The organism is Acetobacter pasteurianus subsp. pasteurianus LMG 1262 = NBRC 106471 (assembly GCF_000285275.1).
Lineage (GTDB): Bacteria > Pseudomonadota > Alphaproteobacteria > Acetobacterales > Acetobacteraceae > Acetobacter > Acetobacter pasteurianus.
This window is the reverse complement of sequence record NZ_CADO01000067.1, coordinates 140,129-161,041: the sequence shown is the minus strand read 5'-3', so window position 1 is coordinate 161,041 and position 20,913 is coordinate 140,129. Positions and strand designations below refer to the sequence as shown.

The 20,913-nt window shown below is 53.6% G+C and carries 21 protein-coding genes; 12 read left to right on the top strand and 9 right to left on the bottom strand.

Annotation, left to right across the window (positions count from 1 at the left end; genetic code table 11):
* Positions 1 to 33 precede the first annotated feature (33 nt).
* The 7 genes from APA10_RS10525 (at position 34) to APA10_RS10495 (ending at position 8,251) form a co-directional block, all read left to right on the top strand.
* Positions 34 to 1,539 carry a carboxypeptidase M32 gene (locus APA10_RS10525; protein WP_003629882.1) on the top strand — a complete coding sequence of 502 codons (1,506 nt, stop codon included), beginning with the start codon at positions 34 to 36 and terminating at the stop codon, positions 1,537 to 1,539.
* Positions 1,540 to 1,686: 147 nt separating this feature from the next.
* Entirely contained in the window at positions 1,687 to 2,838 is a 1,152-nt protein-coding gene (locus tag APA10_RS10520; protein ID WP_035365874.1) for an L-dopachrome tautomerase-related protein, read from the top strand.
* Between the two features lie 67 nt (positions 2,839 to 2,905).
* Positions 2,906 to 4,306: a threonine synthase gene (gene thrC / locus APA10_RS10515; protein WP_003629887.1), complete on the top strand. Its 1,401-nt coding sequence runs from the start codon at positions 2,906 to 2,908 to the stop codon at positions 4,304 to 4,306.
* A gap of 66 nt (positions 4,307 to 4,372) precedes the next feature.
* Entirely contained in the window at positions 4,373 to 5,638 is a 1,266-nt protein-coding gene (locus APA10_RS10510) for a M16 family metallopeptidase (protein WP_003629888.1), read from the top strand.
* On the top strand, positions 5,635 to 6,975 hold the full coding sequence (locus APA10_RS10505; RefSeq protein WP_003629890.1) for a TldD/PmbA family protein: 1,341 nt from the start codon (positions 5,635 to 5,637) through the stop codon (positions 6,973 to 6,975). The genes APA10_RS10510 and APA10_RS10505 overlap by 4 nt, the downstream gene beginning before the upstream one ends.
* Before the next feature lie 26 nt (positions 6,976 to 7,001).
* Positions 7,002 to 7,973 (top strand): Tim44 domain-containing protein, encoded by a 972-nt coding sequence (locus APA10_RS10500; protein WP_003629891.1) that lies wholly within the window; start codon positions 7,002 to 7,004, stop codon positions 7,971 to 7,973.
* An 86-nt stretch (positions 7,974 to 8,059) separates the two neighbouring features.
* Positions 8,060 to 8,251 carry a hypothetical protein gene (locus tag APA10_RS10495; RefSeq protein ID WP_003629893.1) on the top strand — a complete coding sequence of 64 codons (192 nt, stop codon included), beginning with the start codon at positions 8,060 to 8,062 and terminating at the stop codon, positions 8,249 to 8,251.
* Between the two features lie 69 nt (positions 8,252 to 8,320).
* Here the strand turns inward: APA10_RS10495 and APA10_RS15515 are convergent, their stop codons facing one another.
* The 4 genes from APA10_RS15515 to APA10_RS10480 form a co-directional block, all read right to left on the bottom strand.
* Positions 8,321 to 8,455 carry a hypothetical protein gene (locus APA10_RS15515; RefSeq protein WP_259286332.1) on the bottom strand — a complete coding sequence of 45 codons (135 nt, stop codon included), beginning with the start codon at positions 8,453 to 8,455 and terminating at the stop codon, positions 8,321 to 8,323.
* Positions 8,456 to 8,460: 5 nt separating this feature from the next.
* Positions 8,461 to 9,429, bottom strand: a complete 969-nt coding sequence (locus tag APA10_RS10490) for a heme o synthase (RefSeq protein ID WP_003629896.1) — start codon at positions 9,427 to 9,429, stop codon at positions 8,461 to 8,463.
* Entirely contained in the window at positions 9,426 to 10,682 is a 1,257-nt protein-coding gene (locus tag APA10_RS10485) for a cbb3-type cytochrome c oxidase subunit I (RefSeq protein WP_003629898.1), read from the bottom strand. Before APA10_RS10485 ends, APA10_RS10490 begins: the two co-directional genes overlap by 4 nt.
* Positions 10,683 to 10,838: 156 nt before the next feature.
* Positions 10,839 to 11,636 (bottom strand): class I SAM-dependent methyltransferase, encoded by a 798-nt coding sequence (locus tag APA10_RS10480; protein WP_003629899.1) that lies wholly within the window; start codon positions 11,634 to 11,636, stop codon positions 10,839 to 10,841.
* 50 nt (positions 11,637 to 11,686) lie between these two features.
* Between APA10_RS10480 and APA10_RS15175 the strand changes: the two genes are divergently transcribed.
* A complete protein-coding gene (locus tag APA10_RS15175) occupies positions 11,687 to 11,863 on the top strand; it encodes a hypothetical protein (protein WP_003629900.1) in 177 nt (58 codons plus the stop codon).
* A gap of 3 nt (positions 11,864 to 11,866) precedes the next feature.
* Here APA10_RS15175 and gshB read toward each other — a convergent pair whose 3' ends face one another.
* The 4 genes from gshB to APA10_RS10460 all read right to left on the bottom strand — a co-directional run bounded on the left by gshB (position 11,867) and on the right by APA10_RS10460 (position 16,085).
* The gene (gshB, locus tag APA10_RS10475) at positions 11,867 to 12,862 is read right to left on the bottom strand and encodes a glutathione synthase (protein ID WP_003629901.1); all 996 of its coding nucleotides are present in this window, start codon (positions 12,860 to 12,862) and stop codon (positions 11,867 to 11,869) included.
* A 99-nt stretch (positions 12,863 to 12,961) separates the two neighbouring features.
* On the bottom strand, positions 12,962 to 14,455 hold the full coding sequence (locus tag APA10_RS10470; protein WP_035365876.1) for an ArnT family glycosyltransferase: 1,494 nt from the start codon (positions 14,453 to 14,455) through the stop codon (positions 12,962 to 12,964).
* A complete protein-coding gene (locus APA10_RS10465) occupies positions 14,452 to 15,570 on the bottom strand; it encodes a glycosyltransferase (RefSeq protein WP_174714338.1) in 1,119 nt (372 codons plus the stop codon). The genes APA10_RS10470 and APA10_RS10465 overlap by 4 nt, the downstream gene beginning before the upstream one ends.
* Complete coding sequence (locus tag APA10_RS10460) at positions 15,570 to 16,085, bottom strand: Lrp/AsnC family transcriptional regulator (RefSeq protein ID WP_003624051.1); 516 nt, start codon at positions 16,083 to 16,085, stop codon at positions 15,570 to 15,572. Before APA10_RS10460 ends, APA10_RS10465 begins: the two co-directional genes overlap by 1 nt.
* A 180-nt stretch (positions 16,086 to 16,265) precedes the next feature.
* Between APA10_RS10460 and trxB the strand changes: the two genes are divergently transcribed.
* The 4 genes from trxB to APA10_RS10440 all read left to right on the top strand — a co-directional run bounded on the left by trxB (position 16,266) and on the right by APA10_RS10440 (position 19,638).
* Positions 16,266 to 17,213, top strand: coding sequence for a thioredoxin-disulfide reductase (gene trxB / locus APA10_RS10455; RefSeq protein ID WP_003629904.1), 948 nt, complete (start codon positions 16,266 to 16,268; stop codon positions 17,211 to 17,213).
* Positions 17,214 to 17,328: 115 nt separating this feature from the next.
* On the top strand, positions 17,329 to 18,210 hold the full coding sequence (locus APA10_RS10450) for a LysR family transcriptional regulator (RefSeq protein WP_035365878.1): 882 nt from the start codon (positions 17,329 to 17,331) through the stop codon (positions 18,208 to 18,210).
* A gap of 458 nt (positions 18,211 to 18,668) precedes the next feature.
* The gene (locus APA10_RS10445) at positions 18,669 to 19,175 is read left to right on the top strand and encodes a MucR family transcriptional regulator (protein ID WP_014456983.1); all 507 of its coding nucleotides are present in this window, start codon (positions 18,669 to 18,671) and stop codon (positions 19,173 to 19,175) included.
* 148 nt (positions 19,176 to 19,323) lie between these two features.
* Entirely contained in the window at positions 19,324 to 19,638 is a 315-nt protein-coding gene (locus tag APA10_RS10440; RefSeq protein WP_003624040.1) for an integration host factor subunit beta, read from the top strand.
* Here APA10_RS10440 and APA10_RS10435 read toward each other — a convergent pair whose 3' ends face one another.
* Positions 19,639 to 20,892 (bottom strand): UdgX family uracil-DNA binding protein, encoded by a 1,254-nt coding sequence (locus tag APA10_RS10435; RefSeq protein WP_003629907.1) that lies wholly within the window; start codon positions 20,890 to 20,892, stop codon positions 19,639 to 19,641. It lies immediately after the preceding gene.
* Between the last annotated feature and the right edge of the window lie 21 nt (positions 20,893 to 20,913).

The following is a 20,913-nucleotide window of genomic DNA, read 5'->3' as shown; positions in this document are numbered from 1 at the left end:
CGTGCGCGGCGTGTATGCTTTACCATATACGCCATGAATAAAGCCTATCTTTCCCTTGAACGCCATTTTGCCCGCCTTTCCTCCCTGAATGATGCCATAGGCATACTCTGCTGGGATAAGGAGGTAATCATGCCCTCCGGCACAGCAGAACGCCGGGCAGAAAATCTGGCCATGCTGGAAGGCATGCGCCACGAAATTCTAACAGCCCCAGTTGTTGCAGAACTGCTGGAACAGGCAGAACCGGGCGATGATATCTGGCGCCGTGCCAACCTGGAAGAAATGCGCCGCCTGCATGCCCATGCAACGGCCCTACCCGGAGAATTGGTGGAAGCCAGCACACAGGCCACGGCCCGATGCGAAATGGTATGGCGTACTGCGCGCGAGAATGGTGATTTTGCAGCCATTCTGCCCACACTCTCCGAAGTGCTGCGCCTTACGCGTGAAGTTGCGGTTGCCACAGGGGAAAAGCTGGGCCTTTCTCCCTACGATGCGCTGTTGGACACATTTGACCCCGGCACCCGCCAAACAGACATAGACCCGGTTTTTACACAGCTTGCCGCCGGACTGCCTGAACTGATTGGCACTGTACTGGAAAAACAGAACAGCCTGCCCGCCGCCACGCCACTGCCCGGACCATTTTCCGTGCCGCGGCAGGAAGCGCTGGGCCGCCAGCTTATGCAGCAGCTTGGGTTTGACGTCACTCGTGGGCGGCTGGATGTAAGCACACACCCGTTCTGCGGCGGGGCAACGCATGATGTGCGGCTGACCACCCGTTATGATGAAGGTGATTTCATTCCCGCCATGATGGGCGTGCTGCATGAAACAGGCCACGCCCTGTATGATATGGGCCTGCCAGAAACGTGGCTTTCCCAACCCGTTGGGCAGGCTGGCGGCATGACGCTGCATGAAAGCCAGTCCCTGCTGATGGAAATGCAGGTGTGCCGCTCCAATGCTTTTGCTGGCTGGCTGGCCCCCAAACTTCAGGCAGCTTTTGATGTGCCCGCAGGCACTGCAGGCTGGGATGCACAGAATATCCATCGGCTGCTTACCCACGTGCAGCCCGGCTTTATTCGGGTAGATGCGGATGAAGTGACATACCCTGCCCATATTCTGGTGCGCTACGAACTAGAAAAGGCACTGATCTCTGGTGACTTGCCTCTGGCTGATCTGCCTGCCGCATTTAATGAGCGCATTCACGCGCTTCTGGGCCTTCATGTACCGGATGATGGTCGTGGTTGCTTGCAGGATATTCATTGGCCGGAGGGGCTGTTCGGTTACTTCCCGTGCTACACCCTTGGCGCCTTAACAGCCGCACAACTGCGGGAAGCTGCCTGCAAGGAGGTGCCGCAGATTATGCCTGCCATTGCAAAAGGTGATTTTACGCCGCTATTGGGCTGGCTGCGTGAAAACGTGCATGGCCGTGCACGTAGCGCCTCCATGCCACAAATTGTGCAAGATGCCACAGGGCGCAAGCTGGATGCCTCGGCCTATCTGGCCCATATCCACCGCCGTTATGTGGAACGTGCGGAAGACGCATAATCATCCAACGCCCCTCTTGCTTGATGCCAGAATGAAGCAGAGGGGCAGCCGCCCCGCACAGAACGCGTTTGCACAAACGCCGTGCAGGCCCGAAACTGCCGCATTCATTTTTCACCCGTTTGCAAGATTTCTGACCGGACGCCCCTGATGAAGCATTCTTTCCTGCGTTCTGTTCTGCCGCGCCGCACGGTTTGCCGTGCCATGCTGGCGGCTGCCCTGTTCTCTCCATTCATGGGGCACCCTGCGTGGGCTGTGCATATGCCCAAAGTGCCGGAACTTCCTGCTTCCGCACTGGTGCCTTTCATGCAGTCCAACCAGCAGATATGGGATGCCGTTTTACCCCTGCCCGATGGCCGGATGCTGCTAGAAGCCCCTGCATGGGTTGGCAATACAGGCCCGCAGCTATGGGTAAGACAGACAGATGGCAGCGTTGCCCCATACCCTGATGCAAACTGGAACAACCGTGAGGCCACAAACGATACCCATTTTGTAGCCCTTGCTGGTATGACACGCACAGCAGATGGCAGCATCTGGGTGCTGGATAGCGGCGTGCCAAACCGGGAAAAACCACCCGTTGCGGCCCCGCGCCTGATCCAGATTGACCCAACAACCAACACAGTGACCCACACTGTGCCCATAGAAGCCAATCTGCTGCATCAGGGCAGTATTCTTTCCGGCATTGCCGTGCATGGTTCTACAGCTTACGTGCCGGATTCTGGTGTGGCAGGGCTTCTGCTTATTGATATTCCGTCTGCATCAGGGCGGCGTTTTCTGGACCATCACCCAGCCCTTACCGCCACAAAACCGATACAGACGCCTACAGGCCCACTGCTGAATGCAAATGGTCAGGCCATTGCCGTAGATACCAGCATGATTGCCGTAAGTCCGGATGGTACATGGATTGTTATGCAGCCACCCGCAGGCTTTCTGTATCGTGTATCCACCTCTTTGTTTACGGACCCGGACGTTACTCCGGCAGCGTTTGAAGAAGGCGTGACACAATGGTATAAAACCCCCGCATTGGGCGGTTTGACCATTGATAATGATGGCACGCTTTATTGGTCTGACATCACCACAGGCAGTATCCTCAGCTACACAGTTGGGCGTATTCCGCGCCGGCTGGTTACGGATGAACGCCTGAAATGGCCCACCACGCCCGGTTTGGATGGGCATGGGCATTTATACGTAGCGGCCAGTCAGCTTGATCATAGCGTAGGCTTTGGGACTGCAACGCCTTCTATTTCATGGCCTATTACGGTGTATCAGCTTACGCTGCCTACAACGCCTCCACCCCAATAAAGGCTACAGGCTTTCCCCCTAAAAAGGACACTTCGCGGCGTTCGCCATTCAGGATATAAGTTTCTCCATGCGCTATATTTCCACACGCGGGAATGCTCCCGTCCTTTCCTTTGCCGATGTTCTGCTTACCGGTCTTGCCGAGGATGGCGGCCTGTATCTGCCCGAAACATGGCCCGAATTCTCGCTGTCTGATTGGGAAAGCCTGCGTGGCCTGCCCTATCCGGAACTGGCAGCCCGTGTTCTGGCCCCGTTTGCAGCACCGGATATTGATCTGGAAACACTGCGCGGCCTGTGCGCCAAGGCCTATGCCAACTTTGACCACCCAGCCATTGTGCCGCTAACGCAGGTGGAAGATGGCCTGTTTGTGCAGGAACTGTTCCACGGCCCCACGCTGGCGTTCAAAGACATGGCCATGCAGGTGCTCGGCCAGCTTTTTGAACACGTACTCACCCAGCGGAATGACCACGTAACCATTGTAGGCGCCACCTCTGGCGATACAGGTTCCGCCGCCATTGAAGCCTGCCGTGGGCGGGACCGTCTGTCTGTTATCATCCTGCACCCCAAAGGCCGCACATCGGAAGTGCAGCGCCGCCAGATGACAACCGTGCTGGATTCCAACGTGACCAATCTGGCCGTTGAAGGCACGTTTGATGACTGTCAGGACCTGGTAAAGGCTCTGTTTGCTGATCTGCCTTTCCGCCGGGAAATGCATCTTTCAGCCGTCAATTCCATCAACTGGGCGCGTATTGCGGCTCAGATCCCTTACTATGTTTATGCGGCCCTGAACTTTGGCGCCCCAGAGCGTGAAGTTTCCTTTGCTGTGCCCACAGGCAATTTTGGCAACATTCTTGCTGCTTGGGCTGCACGCAAAATGGGGCTACCTATCAAGCATTTGTGCGTTGGTTCCAACCGGAACGATATTCTCACCCGGTTCCTGAACGCCAATGACATGACTATCAAAGGTGTGGTGCCCAGCCTTTCACCTTCCATGGACATTCAGGTTTCTTCCAACTTTGAGCGTCTGCTGTTTGAACTTCTGGGCCGTGATTCTGCTGCCTGCGCACGTATCATGACGGGCTTCCGCGCCACGGGGCATATGGATGTGCCTGAAGAAGTGTGGGAAAATGCTCGCACCGTCTTCTCTGGCCTTGCGCTGGATGATGAACAGACGGAAGCAGAAATTCGTAACCTGCACCAGAAATCCAATTATCTAGCAGACCCCCACAGCGCCATTGGCATTGCTGCGGGCCGCAAGTTCCGACAGCCGGGCGTGCCCATGATTGCAGAAGCCACAGCGCATCCGGCCAAGTTCCCCGATGCCATGGTGGCAGCTACGGGTATTCATCCGGCACTGCCTGTGCATCTGGAAGATCTGTTTGAGCGGGAAGAACGTTATCGCACTGTTCCGGCAACCACAGGCGCAATTAAAGATGCTGTGCGCGCTGCGGTACTGGCAAACGCTCCCTAACACCCCACATCTTACTTTCCCGTGTCAGGCCGCCTTGCCCGGCGGCCTTTCTTTTTCAGGACAAGAATGACAGACCCCATCAACATTACCCGCCTGCCCTCCGGCCTGACTGTTGTGACAGAACGCATGGAACGGGTGGAAACTGTTTCTTTCGGGGCTTATGTGGCCACAGGCACACGCCACGAAACGGCAGAAGAAAACGGTGTTTCCCATTTTCTGGAACACATGGCCTTTAAAGGCACAACCAGCCGCTCCGCCCTGCGCATTGCCGAGGAAATCGAAAATGTTGGCGGGCATATCAATGCCTATACCGCGCGGGAGCAGACCGTTTACTACGTCAAGCTTCTGAAGGAAAATCTGGGGCTGGGCGTTGATATCATCGGTGATATCCTCACCAACTCCACGTTTGATCCTGCGGAAATGGAGCGCGAACGCGGAGTTATTCTGCAAGAAATCGGACAGGCAAATGACACGCCTGACGATGTGGTTTTTGATCATTTCCAGGAAACAGCTTTTCCTAACCAGCCCATGGGCCGCCCAACATTGGGCACGGAAAACCTGATCCGGGAAATGAGCCGCGAAACCCTGATGCGCTACATGAAAGCGCATTACACTATAGACAACATGATTGTGGCCGCCGCAGGCAACCTGCACCATGAAGACGTGGTGCAGCGCGTGCAGCAGCATTTTGCCAATCTGTCCTCATCTTCTGCACCAGCTACACTTTCTGCCCGTTATGGCGGTGGTGAATTCCGGCAGGTGAAGGAACTGGATCAGGCGCATGTGGTGCTGGGCTTCCCCTCCTTTGGGTATGGAGACCCGGACTACTTTCCCGCCCTTCTGCTTTCCACCGTGCTGGGCGGCGGCATGTCTTCCCGCCTGTTTCAGGAAATTCGGGAAAAGCGCGGGCTTGTTTACTCTGTCTATTCCTTCAATGCACCGTTCACCGATGGCGGCATCTTCGGCATTTACGCTGGCACTGGTGCCAAGGAATGTGCGGAACTGGTGCCCGTAACGCTGGAAGAACTGAACAAGATTCAGCGCTACGTGACGGAAGAAGAGCTGGTGCGTGCACGGGCACAGCTTAAAGCCTCGCTTTTGATGTCTTTGGAAAGCACTGGCAGCCGGTGTGAGCAGATTGCCCGACAGTTGCAGATTTTCGGCCGGATTATCCCCACAGCCGAAACCGTTAGCAAAATTGAGGCTGTAAAAGCTGGGGATATTTGCCGCGCGGCTTCACGCATCTTTACAGGCACCCCTACGCTTGCGGCCCTTGGCCCGATTGAGCACATTCCTTCCTTGCAGATCATTACGGAGAAACTGGCAGCATGACGGAACAAACCCTAGACCGTATTTCTGATCTGGTTGCCCGCGCACGCAAGGCTGGGGCAGATGCGGCAGATGCCGTATTTGTCCGCAGCGTGGCGGCCGGTGCCGGTGTCCGCAATGGCGTGACAGAAGAACTGGAACGATCTGAAACCACGGATCTGGGACTTCGTGTTTTTGCTGGCAAAAAGAGTGCCATTCTTTCTACCACCACGCCAGAACCTTCACGCTTTGATGCGCTGATAGAACAGGCCATGGCCATGACCCGCGTGCTGCCAGAAGATCAATACGCCGGGCTAAATCCACTCGCCCAGCAAGGCCGCTTTACCCAGAATGATCTGGAACTGGCAGATTCGGCTGAACCTACAACCGAAGAACTGCTGGCCCGTGCTCGCGCTGGAGAAGAAGCCGCGCTGGCCATAAAAGGCGTTACCAACAGTGCTGGCAGCAGTGCCTCTTGCGGGCGCACAGAAGTGTTTTTGGTGACATCCGCCGGATTTGCCGGAAGCTATACCCGTACGCACCACTCCAACTCCGTATGCGTGCTGGCAGGTTCTGGCGATGGCATGCAGCGTGATTATGATTACCACGGCACAGTCTGGCTGCGTGATCTGAAAGATGCGGCAGAGCTTGGCAAAAGTGCTGGTGAAAAAGCCATTGCACGCCTTAACCCCATTAAACCCCGCACTGGCCGTTACCCCGTTGTGTTTCATCCTCGGGTGGCTGGTAGCTTTCTGGGCCATTTTGCCGGGGCCATTACGGGCACGGCCATTGCGCGGGGCACATCCTTTTTGAAGGATAAACTCGGGCAATCCATCTTTGCCAAAGATATTACCATTACGGATGATCCTACCCGTAAAAAAGGCCTGCGCTCCCGCCCATTTGATGGCGAGGGCATGCAGGTTGCACCATTGCATCTGGTAGAAAATGGCGCTTTGCAAAGCTGGATTCTGGATAGCCGCAGTGCGCGCCAGCTTGGGCTGCAAAGCAATGCTCACGCTGCACGCGGAACATCTGGCCCGCCCGGCCCTTCTGCCACCAATCTGTTTTTTGAGCCCGGCACACTCTCCCCCACTGAACTGATGGCGGATATTAAGGAAGGCCTCTACATTACCGAGATGATGGGTTCCTCCATCAATGGCCTTACCGGTGATTACAGCCGTGGTGCTTCCGGGTTTATGATTCGCGATGGCAAGATTGCTGAATCCGCTGCCGAGTTCACCTTGGCGGGCAACCTTCTGGATATTTTTGCGTCCATTACGTTAGCTAATGATCTGGACTTCCGTTTTGGCACGGACGCCCCCACATTACGTACAGATGCCCTTAGCATCGCCGGGGCATAACCTCTTAGCCGGAGACTATTCTTTCTGTGAAACCCCGCATTCTTGCACCTGTTCTCACTGCCTTCCTGAGCATCGGCCTTATTGCGGGGCCTTTGGCCCTGCATGCTGATGCCCGCCCCGGCCAAGGTGGCTCTATGGGCAGCCGTGGCAGCAGAACATGGAGCGCTCCTCCGCCCACACGTACGGCGCCTTACAGTGCGGCCCCAATGGAACGCTCCATTACGCCGCGCACGGCGCCTTCCCCTAACTATGGGCCGCAAACAGCACCATTTGCACGCCCGGCAGCTCCCTTTGCGCAATCCGGCGTTCGGCACCCATTCCTGACCGGGTTTGCCGGTGGGTTTTTGGGGGCCGGCTTGTTCGGCCTGCTGAGCGGACATGGCTTTTTGGGTGGCATGCATAGCTTTTTCAGCCTGATCGGGTTGATGCTTCAGGTTGCCTTTGTTGTCATGATCGCCATGTGGCTGGTGCGTCGCTTTACTGGCAATAAAAGCTCTGGTGGCAGCGGCTTTTCCATGGGGGCTGGCGGTGTGGCCAATTCACCGGGAGTAACGCCGGGGGCTATGCCTTCTGCTGGTGGAAATGCCGCCTTGCAGATTAACACTGCAGATTATCAGGCCTTCCAGCAAACGCTGATGGATATTCAGACAGCGTGGAACCAGCAGAATATTGCGGCCATGCAGCAAATGGCCACACCTGAAATGGTGTCCTACTTTAACGAGCAGCTTTCTGCCCTTGCCAGCCAAGGGGCACGCAACGTTGTTTCGGATGTGCATTTCATTCAGGGCGATCTGGCCGAGGCATGGCGTGAAAACGGCATGGACTTTGCCACCGTTGCCATGCGCTACAGCCTGATTGATCTTACCACCAATGCCATGGGGCAGGTTATTCAGGGGAGTTCTACCGAGCCGGTGAACATTACCGAGTTGTGGACCTTTACCCGGCCTTCTCGCGGGGGGCGCTGGCTTCTTTCAGCCATACAGCAAACCCGTCAGTAAGCACTGGTATTTTATAGCCCCGCCCTTTAACCTCAAAGGGCGGGGCTTTTTATTGCCTGCCTGACATTAACGGGAGATAGGCTGTTATGCTGCTGCTTGAAATTGTGACTGCATGCAGTGTTACGTTAGCAATCTGCTTTGGGGTGTTTTTTCTATTCTGGCAGAAACGCAAACTGGCAGAGCTGGAAGCTGATCTCACCCGCTTGCGCACACAGGGCATAGATATCAGCAAAGACACGCTTCTAAACGGACAAAGCCCTGCACAGAAGCAAGGCTAAGCGTTTACCTCACCACGCAGCTACATGCACTGTGGTGAGCAAGTATTATTTGGCTTTAACTGCTAAAGCTTACGGGTGAACCAAAGTTAGCCCGAACATGATAGTTGCCAACACCATCATAAATCCCAGCATGGTGCGCACACGTTCTTTTTGCCGTTTGTGTTTTTCTGTCTGCTCAAGCAGACCATCCTGCTGTGCATTCATACCACTTACACCCATGCCTGAAGGAAGTGATCTGCCAGCAGACCACAGAAAAGGAAAAATAGGTAAGCCAGAGAAAAGCGGAAGGAAATACGGGCCGCTTTATCCCCTTTCAGGCTTACGCCCTGTGCATCCTGCGGTTCCAGCAAAACACGCACAGCACATGCTACAAACCCTAAGCCAAGCACCAAAGCTGTGGTCGTATAAAGCCAACCGCACAGATGCATAAAGGATGGCACCAGAGAAACGGCCAGCAGCACCAGCGTGTAAATAAAGATCTGCCAACGTGTATGCCGTGCACCACGCACAACCGGCAGCATGGGAATGCCCGCACGCCCGTAATCCTTACAGGCATACAGAGAGAGTGACCAAAAGTGCGGGGGCGTCCAGAAAAAGACAATTCCGAACATCACAATCGGCAGAACAGCCATATGGCCTGTTACTGCGGCCCACCCGATCATGGGCGGGAAAGCCCCTGCTGCACCACCAATCACAATATTCTGCGGCGTGGAACGCTTAAGCCACATTGTGTAGATAACGGCGTAAAAGAAAATGGAGAACGCCAGAATGCCAGCAGCCAACGTATTGGTTGCCATCCACATTAAACATACAGAAAGGCAGGAAAGCCCTACCCCGTAAGCCAATGCTTCGTTTTCTGGAATACGCCCACCCGGAATAGGACGGGTGATGGTACGCTGCATGACGGCATCAATATCGCGGTCATACCACATATTGATAGCACCAGCCGCACCCGAGGCCATGCAAATGCAAAAGATGGTCACCAACGCCACAAAGAAATTCATGTGGCCCGGTGCAACAATCATGCCCGCTGCACCTGTAAAAACAACCAGCGAGATCACCCGTGGCTTTAACAGCTGAATCCAATCCCGCGCACGGGTGCCAACCTGATCGGCCTTAAACCGAGGGCGACGTTCTGCTGTTGCTTCTAGGGAAGCTGTTGCCACGCTGTCACTCATGCCCGGTATCCCTTGGAATCCTGAACAGAAATTGCGGCCCATTGTGCAGTTGTCTGCTGGTTACGCCGAAAGCTCATCACCACGGCACCAATAAAGCAGAGGGCTGCCAAGCCAAAAAATGCACCACTTACCATTTGTGCACCCGGCACAAACACCAGCGCTGTAGCTACAGCGGTGCAGGTAAAATGCAGATACGCCATAAGTTGCGGATACCAATATCCGCATTCCTCACCGCGCCACAGATAGAAACCACCGCACACAACATACAGTGCGCCAAGCTGAAGTGCAGAATGCAGGCCACTTCCCTGCACCAGTTGCACAAGCCAACCGCCGGAAACCACACCCATAAAGCCCAAGCCCCAGAGCAACGGCACACGCAGCGAGGCACGGGCATTCCATGCACCAGCCAACCACAGCACTGCCAGACAGGTAGCTGCAAAAGAGCACAGAGCCAGCATGGCGCTGCCAACCTGCATAGCGCCTGCACTTTCAGTGCCCTGCATAAAAACGCTTTTGGTCCACGCCACAACGCCAGACGCAGCGGCTGCAGCCATAATGAATGCAACAGGTTTTTCAGAGAACTTGCCAACGCGAGCGCTAATTTCAAACACCACACCAAAACCGGCAAGCAGCACCACCAGCCCTACGGGGCCAGCAAAGCTTTCTACATTTACCGCTGCAGCATCGTGCCAGTGTTTTACAATCTGCCCGGCCATAACAGGCACGGTAAGCAGCATAACAGCGGCTGCCAGCATTTCCCCCCATACAAAAGGAGAGAACGGTTTGCGCTCTTCCATATCGGCACGGCTATCAAATACGGTTACCAACAGGGCCATGCTCGTCATTAACGTGCCCGCACACCACAACAAGGTGGCAGTTTTAAGCTCTGCCCCTGTAACTGTGAGCGCCGCCCCAGCAAACACACACAGAAAACCGGCATCATTCATCCGGGGTAGCAATACGCCCGAACGCTGCACGGCACGCGGAAGCCACAAGGAACCAAAGCCACCCAGCAGCGCCGGAACAACAACATATAAAAGCATAAGCACAGGATGAGCCTGCACAACAGCATGCCATCCGGCCGTAGCAGGCATAATGCCCATTTCAGAAAGTGTAGAAGCACCTCCGCCAGCTAATGCTGCCAGAGTGGCCAGCACCACGTAGGCGGCGCCTGTGCCATTTCCTTTTCTGGCAACACGCATGCCATTTCCAGATGTCTCATTCTGTTGGCTCTGGTTATGGGCGACCATCATGCTCCAATTTCCAATTTCTTACTGGCATCATGCTGCTCTACGCCCTTGGCGCGTGGCACGGCATAAAACTGTTCCATCATATTAATGTTACATACGCGCAAATGCCATTTTCTGCCACGCAGAAGAAACGCCCCTGCCTTGGCAGGAGCGCACAGGTTATGCAGGCAGATTTTCCAGCGTGACCAAAGTAAACAGCCCTAATGGGGGAACAGGCTGAATATAGGCGCGTCGTATATCCTCATCAGGCAACAATGATTGCATTGCGAAATCAGGATGCCACCCCAAGGAGTGAGATGCCCGGCCCAGCGCATGTTCTACAGCGCCGCGCACACCACCTGGCGCCAAAAAGTGATTTACAAACAGAATATAACCGCCGGGGCGCACAATGCGTTTGAGTTCGCGCAGTAGCTGGCGTGGATGCGGCACGACAGAAGCCACAAACATGGCTACGGCGATATCGAAGGAAGCATCGTCAAACTTCGTATCTTCGGCATCCATTTCAAGCAGGCCGTTCACGTTTGTCAGCTTATCGCGCTGCACACGCTCACGCGCCTTGGCCAGCATATCGGCTGAAAGATCAATGCCGGTAATCTGCTTTTCTGGCCGGTAATGGGGCAGTGCCAAGCCGGTACCCACCCCCACTTCCAGCACATCCGTGCCGGGAAGACCGTTTACGGCTTCTACAGCACGCAAACGCCCAAACCGGGAGATGCCGCCAAAAACAACATCATATACATTTGCCCACCGGCGATAGGCTGCTTTGACAGCCTCCGCATCCAGTGCCGAGCGGGAAGGAGGAGGCGCGGGATTATCCCCCCCGCCGGAAGGATAATTTTGGAGAACGTCACTCATGTCCTCTCTCTGCCTGCTGGTGGACATTTCTTCAAGAGCCACAAAAGGTCTTCCTCTTCTGCACAAGGCACGCGCCACAAAAGCGCCCTTGTGTAAGGGCATATACTCCTTTTACGCTGCAACTGTGCAATAGATAGTGTTAATATAGAGCTATGTTTCAAATTCTTCTCGCCATCGTCTCCCTCGCCATATGGGCCAGCATTGTCATCTACTACTTCCGAAATCCGATATATGAATGGCTGGACAACCGCTTTGGGAAAGACACGCCGCTGGCAGATCTGGAATCTGCCGACAAACGGGATGACTCCCACAAGCAAAACAAAGGCTGAAAATTACGCTGCATTCAGCTTACGCTCTATACAGTTCCAGATTGCTCCTGCACCATTGATACCATCAAAGCGTTCCAACTCCTGAAGGCCAGTGGGAGATGTTACGTTAATTTCTGTCAAATACTGGCCAATCACGTCTATTCCTACAAAAATTAGGCCATGTTCTTTCAGAAACGGGCCAATAGCCGTGCAGATTTCACGGTCTCGCTCACTCAGCCCAATCTGTTTGGCCACACCGCCCACATGCATGTTTGACCGGTGATCTTCCCCCGATGGCACACGGTTGATTGCACCTATGGGTTCCCCATCCACCAGAATAATACGTTTATCTCCGGCCGTTACGGCAGGTTCATAACGCTGAATCATCAACGGCTCGCGCGAACGCGCAAAATGCATTTCAAGCAACGCATTCAGATTCTGGTCATCTTCACGGATACGGAAAACCCCGCTCCCGCCATTCCCGAAAAGTGGCTTCACGATAATATCGTGCCACTTGGCCCGGAATGCCCGAATCTGTTCGATATCCCACGTCACCAGGGTTGGCGGCATTAAATCTGGAAAATGGGTGACCAAGAGTTTTTCAGGGCTATCACGCACCCAGCGCGGATCATTCACCACCAAGGCTTTGCCCGGACCAATACCATGCACGTGGTCCAGCATGTGTGTGGCTGTAATATATGCCATGTCAAAAGGCGGGTCCTGGCGCATCAGCACCACATCCATATCCCCCAATGACTGGCGTGTTGGCGCACCAAACGTGGCATGGTTTCCTTCTTCCCGCCGAACTGTCACTGGGCGCATCAAAGCCGTTACACGGGTTTTGGAAGACTGCTCTGGTTCCACAGCTCCTTCCCCCAATGCCAGCGAATTCACCTCATACACATACAAGGTATGCCCACGTTTCTGAGCTTCCAGCATAAGCGCAAAGGTTGAATCCCCATGGATATTAACGTGCTCCAGAGGGTCCATCTGAACCGCAACCTGTAAGGATGATGCCATTGAGGTATGTTTCCTGTTATTCTTGGCTAAATAAACTGTAGCCAGCGTATCCTGCCTTGCCTGCCTGCTGCAAACAACACCAAGCCGACACCTGCATGCCTAACGCTTATTGGCAGGTAATATTGCAGTATCTTCCCGCACCGCATCGTTTCCCAAGCAGCGCAATCTTACACGATAAAGGGCGTAACTATCGGCCACGGCACCACGGCGGCGGCGTGTAATATCTGGATATTGCGCGAGAACATCAAAAAGCGCCGCATCAGGTTGATCATGCCGCCTGCGGCTCCGCAGCAAATAGCCCTCCACCCCACATGTAGAGTGTGGAAACGCAAAAAACTGCCATCTCGACTCGACAGCCAGCACTTTGCGATTCCGGGCGTAAAAAGAAAGCTCACCCGCAAGCCCGTATTCATCAGCAATCAGCTGACTATCTGGCGGAATCTGCTTTTCTACGGTCTGGACAAATTCTGGCCAGCCGCCCATTTGCCGTAACGTCATGTCAAAATGAGGCGAAAGATGTGCGGGTGCCAACAAAGCTTGCCCGACCACCACAACAAACATGGTAATACCAAGCGCGCAGGCTGCTTTCCACCACCGATACGGCACGCACACCACAGACAAGGCAAGAGCTGGATACAGCACAACAGGCCAGTTTGCCTGTACGCGCGCGCCTATAGCGTGCTGCACAAAAACAGCCACGGGCAGCAAAATCATACACAGCAATAACTGGGCGAATTGATCCTGCAGCCTCAGCAAATATTTTACGGCCACCACAAACAGCACAAAGATAAGCGGAGATGCCAAACCAACCTGACCGCCCAGCAATTCCCCCATAAAGGTGAACATACGGGTGGGCTGCCAATCCCCTGCTCGGCCACCCTGCTTGAGAAAGCTGACCCAATGATGTGTGGCATTCCACTCCACCACAGGGGCCATGCATATCACCGCCACCACAGCACCAAGCCAAGGCCACGGCGTGCGTAACCATTGTCTTCCGGCGTGCGTTGCCAGCAACCACATACCCAAGCCAGCTACAGGTAAAAGCGCCGTATATTTGCTATCAAACCCCAGCCCGGCAGAAAGCCCCACCAGCAACCAGAATGCTGGATGCTTGCCAGAAAGCAGATTGCTCACGCTCCACAACAGCAGGGCCATAAAAAACACCAGCGGGGTATCTGGCGTCATGATGAGCGTGCCCAACCCCACGGCCAATGTGCTGTTAAGCACAATGCCGGGTTTAAGACCTGTTACGAACCTGCTGGAACTTTCCGCCAACAGTTTTTGAGATTGAAGCCATTGCTGTGCAGCCCGCACCAACAGAATCGTGCCGATAGCCGCAGAAATAGGCCCCATAAAACGCAGGCCTTCTGCGGTATCTCCCGCAAAAAACATGCCAATGCGCATCCACAGCGCCACCATGGGTGGGTGATCAAGATACCCCGCTGCCGGAGCTAAGGCCCAGAGGCGATAATAGGCCTCATCAGGAGAAAGAGGAATCCATGCAGCCAGAATGAGCCGGAGCAATGTAAGCAGCCCCAGCGCTATCAGGCACATCCATATACCACGCGTGTGGTTTGCACTTTTTACGATCACGAGCGCCAGACAACGGTTGAAGACATGGCGTAATTCCACACCACAGCAAGAATAGCACCCGCCAAACTGGCCTCATTAAGCATATGATTCTGGCCGTAAATCATGCGGGCAATGCCCACATCCGCCAGTGCGCCAACCGAACACACCAACATAAAGAGAACAAGCCCACGCATACACGCCCAACCACGCAAGCGCCTGTCACGATAGGTGAAATTGTTATCCAGAAAGAAATTCAGAATCATGGCGGCAACAGTGCCAATGGCCTGCGCCATAGAAAAATGCGCCCCTGCCAGCCGCGCGCACTGCATAACCACCAAATTCGTGCCAACGCCTGCCAGCCCGACCATACAAAAGGCGACAAACCGCAAAGGCACCCAACCTTTGGCAAACTTATCCAAAAGGAGTGCGGCAAACTGAAGCATAACCAATGCATCCAGCTTGCTTTCCCCCGCCACACGTGGGCGAAACCCGCAAGGCACCTCCTGCACACGCAGGGGTTTGGGGGCAGAAAGCAATAAATCCAGCAAGATTTTAAAACCTGTGCCAGACAAACGCGGGGCAATTGCGGCGAATGTTTCTTGCCTTAACGCAAAAAAACCGCTCATCGGATCTGTCAGCTTTACCGGCAAGACACGTTGTGCAAGCCAGATGCCGCCATCAGACAACACATGCCGCCACGCATTGGCCAAACCAGCATTATTGCCGCCCTCAACATGCCGACTCCCAACAGCAACATCACATGTATTGTTCAGAACGGCATCTATCAGTGCACCAAGGCGTGATTCGTCATGCTGGAGATCTCCATCCATCACCGCCACAACCTGCGCGGATGAAGAAAGCGCGCCTTCAATAACAGCGGATGAAAGCCCCCGGCGCCCTATGCGGCAAATGCCGCGCACACGTGCATCATTCCGCGCCAGATCGCGCACACGCTGGCTGGTATGATCGGGCGAGTTGTCATCTACAAAGATAACTTCCCACCGCCTGCCCGTCAGCGCTTGCTCCAGAGCTTTGACAAGAGGCGCCACATTTGCCGATTCGTTATAGCATGGCACAACCACGCTAATATCCGGCCCCTTTACAACGGTTTCAGTTGAAACCGCTTGATGGTCTATCACGGGGCCTGCCCTTCCTCCTCAACCTGCACAGGCACGCCCCAACGCTCCAGACTTGTGCGGATGGTTTGCAGGGTTTGCACACGTATCACATGCTGTGCTTCTGTCAGTTGGCGGGTCAGCAGGTTTTCGTGCGCGGCATCACGCGCAATCAAACGGACAAGAAAATCTCCACCACCGCGGATCATGTGGCATTCGCGCACTTCTGGCCATTGGGCCAGTTGCTGCTCAAAACTGCACAGAATGGCCTCTTTCTGGCTTTCCAGACCGATCAACGCAAAAAAGGTAATGGGCCAGCCTAAAGCCGCAGCATTGGGTTCTGCATGATAGCCACGGATAATGCGCTCTTCTTCCAAACGCCGGACACGACGCAGACATGGAGGTGCGGAAATACCGACACGGCGGGCCAGCTCCACATTGGTCATGCGGCCATCATTCTGAAGCTCTGCCACAATGCGAAGATCAACTGCGTCCAGATCTGTCACGTTTCCTGATCCATCCTGCACAAGAGGCATGCACCCCAATTCAACTCGCGCGAGTATATGCCATGCAGCACATCCGGCGGCAAACACCTAAAGATACGCGCCCTTGCCCAAAACCCATGCGACAGCCATATGCTTCCAACAGTTACGTGCAGGCTGCCCCCATTACAGCAGCCTGTATGCGGGATTTCCATATGCGGGAGCGCTGCCAATATGGCTGAAACCATTACAACTGATCTGCTCGTTATTGGCGCAGGACCGGCCGGGTATACTGCTGCTATCTATGCGGCACGTGCCAATCTTTCTCCTGTTCTGGTTGCCGGGCTGCAACCGGGTGGCCAGCTCACCATTACAACAGAAGTTGAAAACTACCCAGGTTTTGCCACAGCCATACAAGGCCCCTGGTTGATGGAACAAATGGCTGAACAGGCACAGAATGTGGGCACGCGCATTGAATACGACATTATTACATCTGTTGATTTCAAAGCGGGTTCACCATTCCTTCTGACGGGTGATTCGGGCACCATTTACAAAGCGCGCGCCGTTGTTGTTGCCACTGGCGCTCAGGCTCGCTGGCTGGGTCTGCCAAGTGAAAAGCGTCTCCAAGGCGCTGGTGTTTCTGCTTGCGCCACATGTGATGGCTTTTTCTACCGCGGGAAAAATGTGGTGGTTGTAGGTGGCGGCAATACGGCTGTTGAAGAAGCCCTGTATCTCACCCACCATGCTGCGCACGTAACCTTGGTGCACCGGCGCGATAGCTTGCGGTCTGAAAAAATTCTGCAAGACAGACTTTTTGCCAACCCCAAGGTTTCCGTTATCTGGAACAGTGTTGTGGAAGATATTCTGGCCGATGGCACGCCAGAAACAGTGTGCGGCGTACGGCTGAAGAACACGCAGGATGGAAGCGAACAGACAATCCCGACAGATGGTGTGTTCATTGCCATCGGCCATGCCCCCAACACCGCTATCTTCCGCGATCAACTTACACTGGATACTGAAGGGTATATTGAAACCACACCCGGCACCACGCGCACTTCTGTACCCGGAGTCTTTGCCGCGGGAGATGTGCAAGACAAAACATATCGCCAAGCCGTAACAGCCGCAGGAACTGGCTGCATGGCAGCGTTGGATGCGGAACGTTATCTTGCAGGTTTAGCCTGATAACTTAACAGAAAACGGCTTCATCCCTTGACCAAGGGAGCCAATTCCTGCACGAATACACCGCATAAAACACGGCTGTGTTTTTGTAACTTCATTCAATTTGCAGGAGGCATGCGTGGACTGGGACAAACTCCGGGTTTTCCATGCAGTGGCAGAAGCCGGTTCCTTTACCCACGCGGGGGATGTGCTCAACCTTAGCCAATCTGCCGTATCACGGCAGATTTCCGCGCTGGAAGACGTCCTTCAGGTTCCTCTCTTTCATCGGCACGCCCGCGGCCTGATCCTGACGGAACAGGGTGAAACACTTCATAAAACCGTGCGCGAAGTCTTTTCCAAACTGGAAATGACGCAAACACTGCTGACCGAAAGTAAGGAAAAGGCAGCCGGGCGGCTGCGCGTAACCACAACCACCGGCTTTGGTAACTGTTGGCTTATGCCGCGGCTTCATCGCTTTATGGCAGATAACCCCGAAATAGATATCTGCCTGATTTTGGAAGATAATGATCTTGATTTAGGCATGCGGGAGGCTGACGTGGCGGTGCGTATGCATGCACCCAGACAGCCAGACCTGATTCAACGCCATCTGGCCGATTTTAGCCTGCCAATTTTTGCTGCCCCTCTCTATATCGAGAAATACGGCATGCCGAAATCTCTGGAGGAGATCAAAGAACACCAGTTGGTGCTGTTTGGTGAACACCATCCTCCGGTTGCGCATGTTAACTGGCTGACACAGGCCTGCCGCACCGATGGCAGCACACAGACTGCCCGACTAGAAGTTAACAGCATGGCTGCTATGGCCTCTGCTATTGCTGCAGGCTTGGGCATTGGGTCCATCCCGACTTACGCTGCAAAAGAATTTCCGGATCTGGTTCAGATCCTGCCGGAAATTACCACTCCAACTGTAGACGCTTATTTTGTTTATCCGGAAGAGCTCCGCAGCTCCAAACGCGTTGCGGTTTTCCGCGATTTTCTAATGAGTGAATTGGGTATTCGGTAAACATCATCTCGTTACCAAATATCGCACAATAAAAAAGCCTGCCCTTATTCTCTAGGGCGGGCTTTTTATTTTTATATTCAACTACCTTTATTCACCAAAATATTCCGATCACTTGTATGATTGTTTTTTCCTGAGACATACATGTAATATTTATTCAATTTATCCATTATTATAATATTTTACTTGGATATTATGTAAAAACCAAACATTCTTAAAAATCATAGCGCCACATATTTATTGGAACCGGAAATGATATTTCTGCGTTTACATAAAACGAGCACATACCACCAAGCAGAACAATAAACCCGAACGGACGATTACAGACCCGCCAAATATTACCGTTTGTTTATTATTTGAAACGCGCAAAATTTCAGGCATTGCTTTGAATAATGTTCTTTTATGGTCAATTATGCGCCGAAATTGTGAGTTCACCATTCACAAACTACAGTTAAGGGAGTATGGAGTGCAGATATTCACACCAAATTCCTATTGGATTTATCATGAGTGAGAACCAGGACTACTCTCCCCTTCTTGATCTGGTATCAGAGATCGTTTCCGCACACGTCTCCAACAACCAGACAGACCCTGCACTTATCCCGGGTATGATCCGTGATATTTATCAGGCACTGAAAACTGCTGAACATCCGCAGAATGAGCCGGAAAAACTGCAGCCAGCAGTGCCGGTAAAGCGTTCAGTATTTCCAGATTACATCATCTGTCTGGAAGACGGGAAAAAGCTGAAGATGCTCAAGCGCCACCTGCAGAGCGCTTATGGCATGACGCCTGAACAGTACCGTGAACGTTGGGGCCTGCCAGCAGACTACCCGATGGTTGCTCCTAACTATGCAGAACGTCGTTCCACCCTTGCGCGTGAAATCGGCCTTGGCCGTAAAATTCATGCCGCTGGGGATGAAGAAGAACAGGGTGGCCGTGGCCGCCGCAGCAAGAAGTCCCCTGCAGCATAAAATTTGCAGAAACTGATTGCTAAAAAAGTCTGGCGGTATTTCTCTGGTTCATACTGTCAGACTTTTCTATCTTGACGTCTTCTTCATCATTACGGAATGTTCTGAGTATAATTATTGTACACACTACAGCCGGGTGGGAGAACTTAAGATGACCAGATCCGAGCTGATTACAGCCCTGATGCAGAAAAACCCGCATCTTCAGCTGAAAGAAGCAACAAGACTTGTAAATATTGTATTTGGCACCATTACCAGCAGCCTTGCGGAAGGCAGCCGCGTAGAATTACGTGGGTTTGGTGCATTTTCTGTAAAAGAGCGTGACCCACGCATTGGCCGCAACCCTAAAACAGGGGTGCAGGTAAAGGTTGGCAAAAAGCTCGTTCCCTTCTTTAAAACAGGTAAAGAACTCCATCAGCGCTTGAACAAGCCTGTTGCAGGCAGCAAGCGTTCTCGGTCATCAGTCTGATTATTGCGTTATAAAGCTCTGCGCCAAGCGTAAGTCTTCTACAAAGCGAGTGTATTCACGCGCCTTCGCATCTTCATTCGGGAGACGCAGCAAGTAGGATGGGTGCACAGTTACCAATCCGGAGCACTGCTCATCTAACTGAAAAATACGAGAGCGTTCGCGCGAGATGGTAACAGGCCGCTTGAGAAGACTCTGCGCGGCCGTGACGCCTAGCATAACAATCAGTTTGGGGTGTACGAGCTTACGCTCTGCATCCAACCAGATTCGGCAGGCTTCCACAGACTCCTGATCGGGCTTCTGATGCAGGCGCCTGTTGTTTCTCCATGTGAAACGAAAGTGCTTTACAGCGTTTGTCACGTAAACGTGATTACGTGAAATACCAGCCTCTTCCAGCGCTCTATCAAACACTTGCCCCGCAGGCCCCACAAATGGACGGCCTGCCAGATCTTCCTGATCTCCCGGCTGTTCTCCAACAAACATAAGGGGCGTATTTTCCACCCCTTCCCCAAAAACCGTGCGGTTGGCGGGTTGCCATAAGGAGCAGGCTCGACAATCCATAGCCTCTGCTGACAAAGAGGCGAGAGAAGATGCCTGCGCAACATCTTCTAACGTCGGTACCAGCACAGTGTTGGGGTACCCCTGCCAGATACCCTGCCCGTCTTTCTGCCACATATCAGCAGATACATGCGCAGCCTCTGCCTCACCCATAGCGAAGTGGAGTTGGTTTCCATCCCACCACATACGCCGGTAAGGCGCAATAACCTCCCACGGTTGGGCGTCGCGCTCTATGCAGAAGCGTCCGTTTGCTTCCACAATATAATTCTGCGGCGTGTAATGCAGGCTTTTACTTTGGCGTTGATTACTAAATGTCGAAAAAGCCAGACGAAACTGCTCTGTCTCTTGTTTAACGTTTTGCACAAGCTCTCGAAGCTGCTGGATATCCGGGTCTTCCCGCATATCCTCCATATCCAGCAAACCGTGCATAAAACGATAAACAACGCGATATAAAAGCGCGAAACGCTCAGGTTGATGCGCCTGCAGTGCTTCCAGCACTGCTCTCACCAACTTGCGCGGAAGGTTTAGGGGGGCATCATTATCTGCAGAATCTGGCGCTTGCAGCTTCCAAGGTGTTTCCCCTTTGCCTGCAACACGCCAGCTTATACTTTCAGGGAGCACCTGCTTTTGCACATAATGGCGCGTAGCAGCCCGCCATGTTGCCAGATCTACCTGATGTGCCAGAACAATCTCAACCATTCCCGACTCCCCTTATTCTTT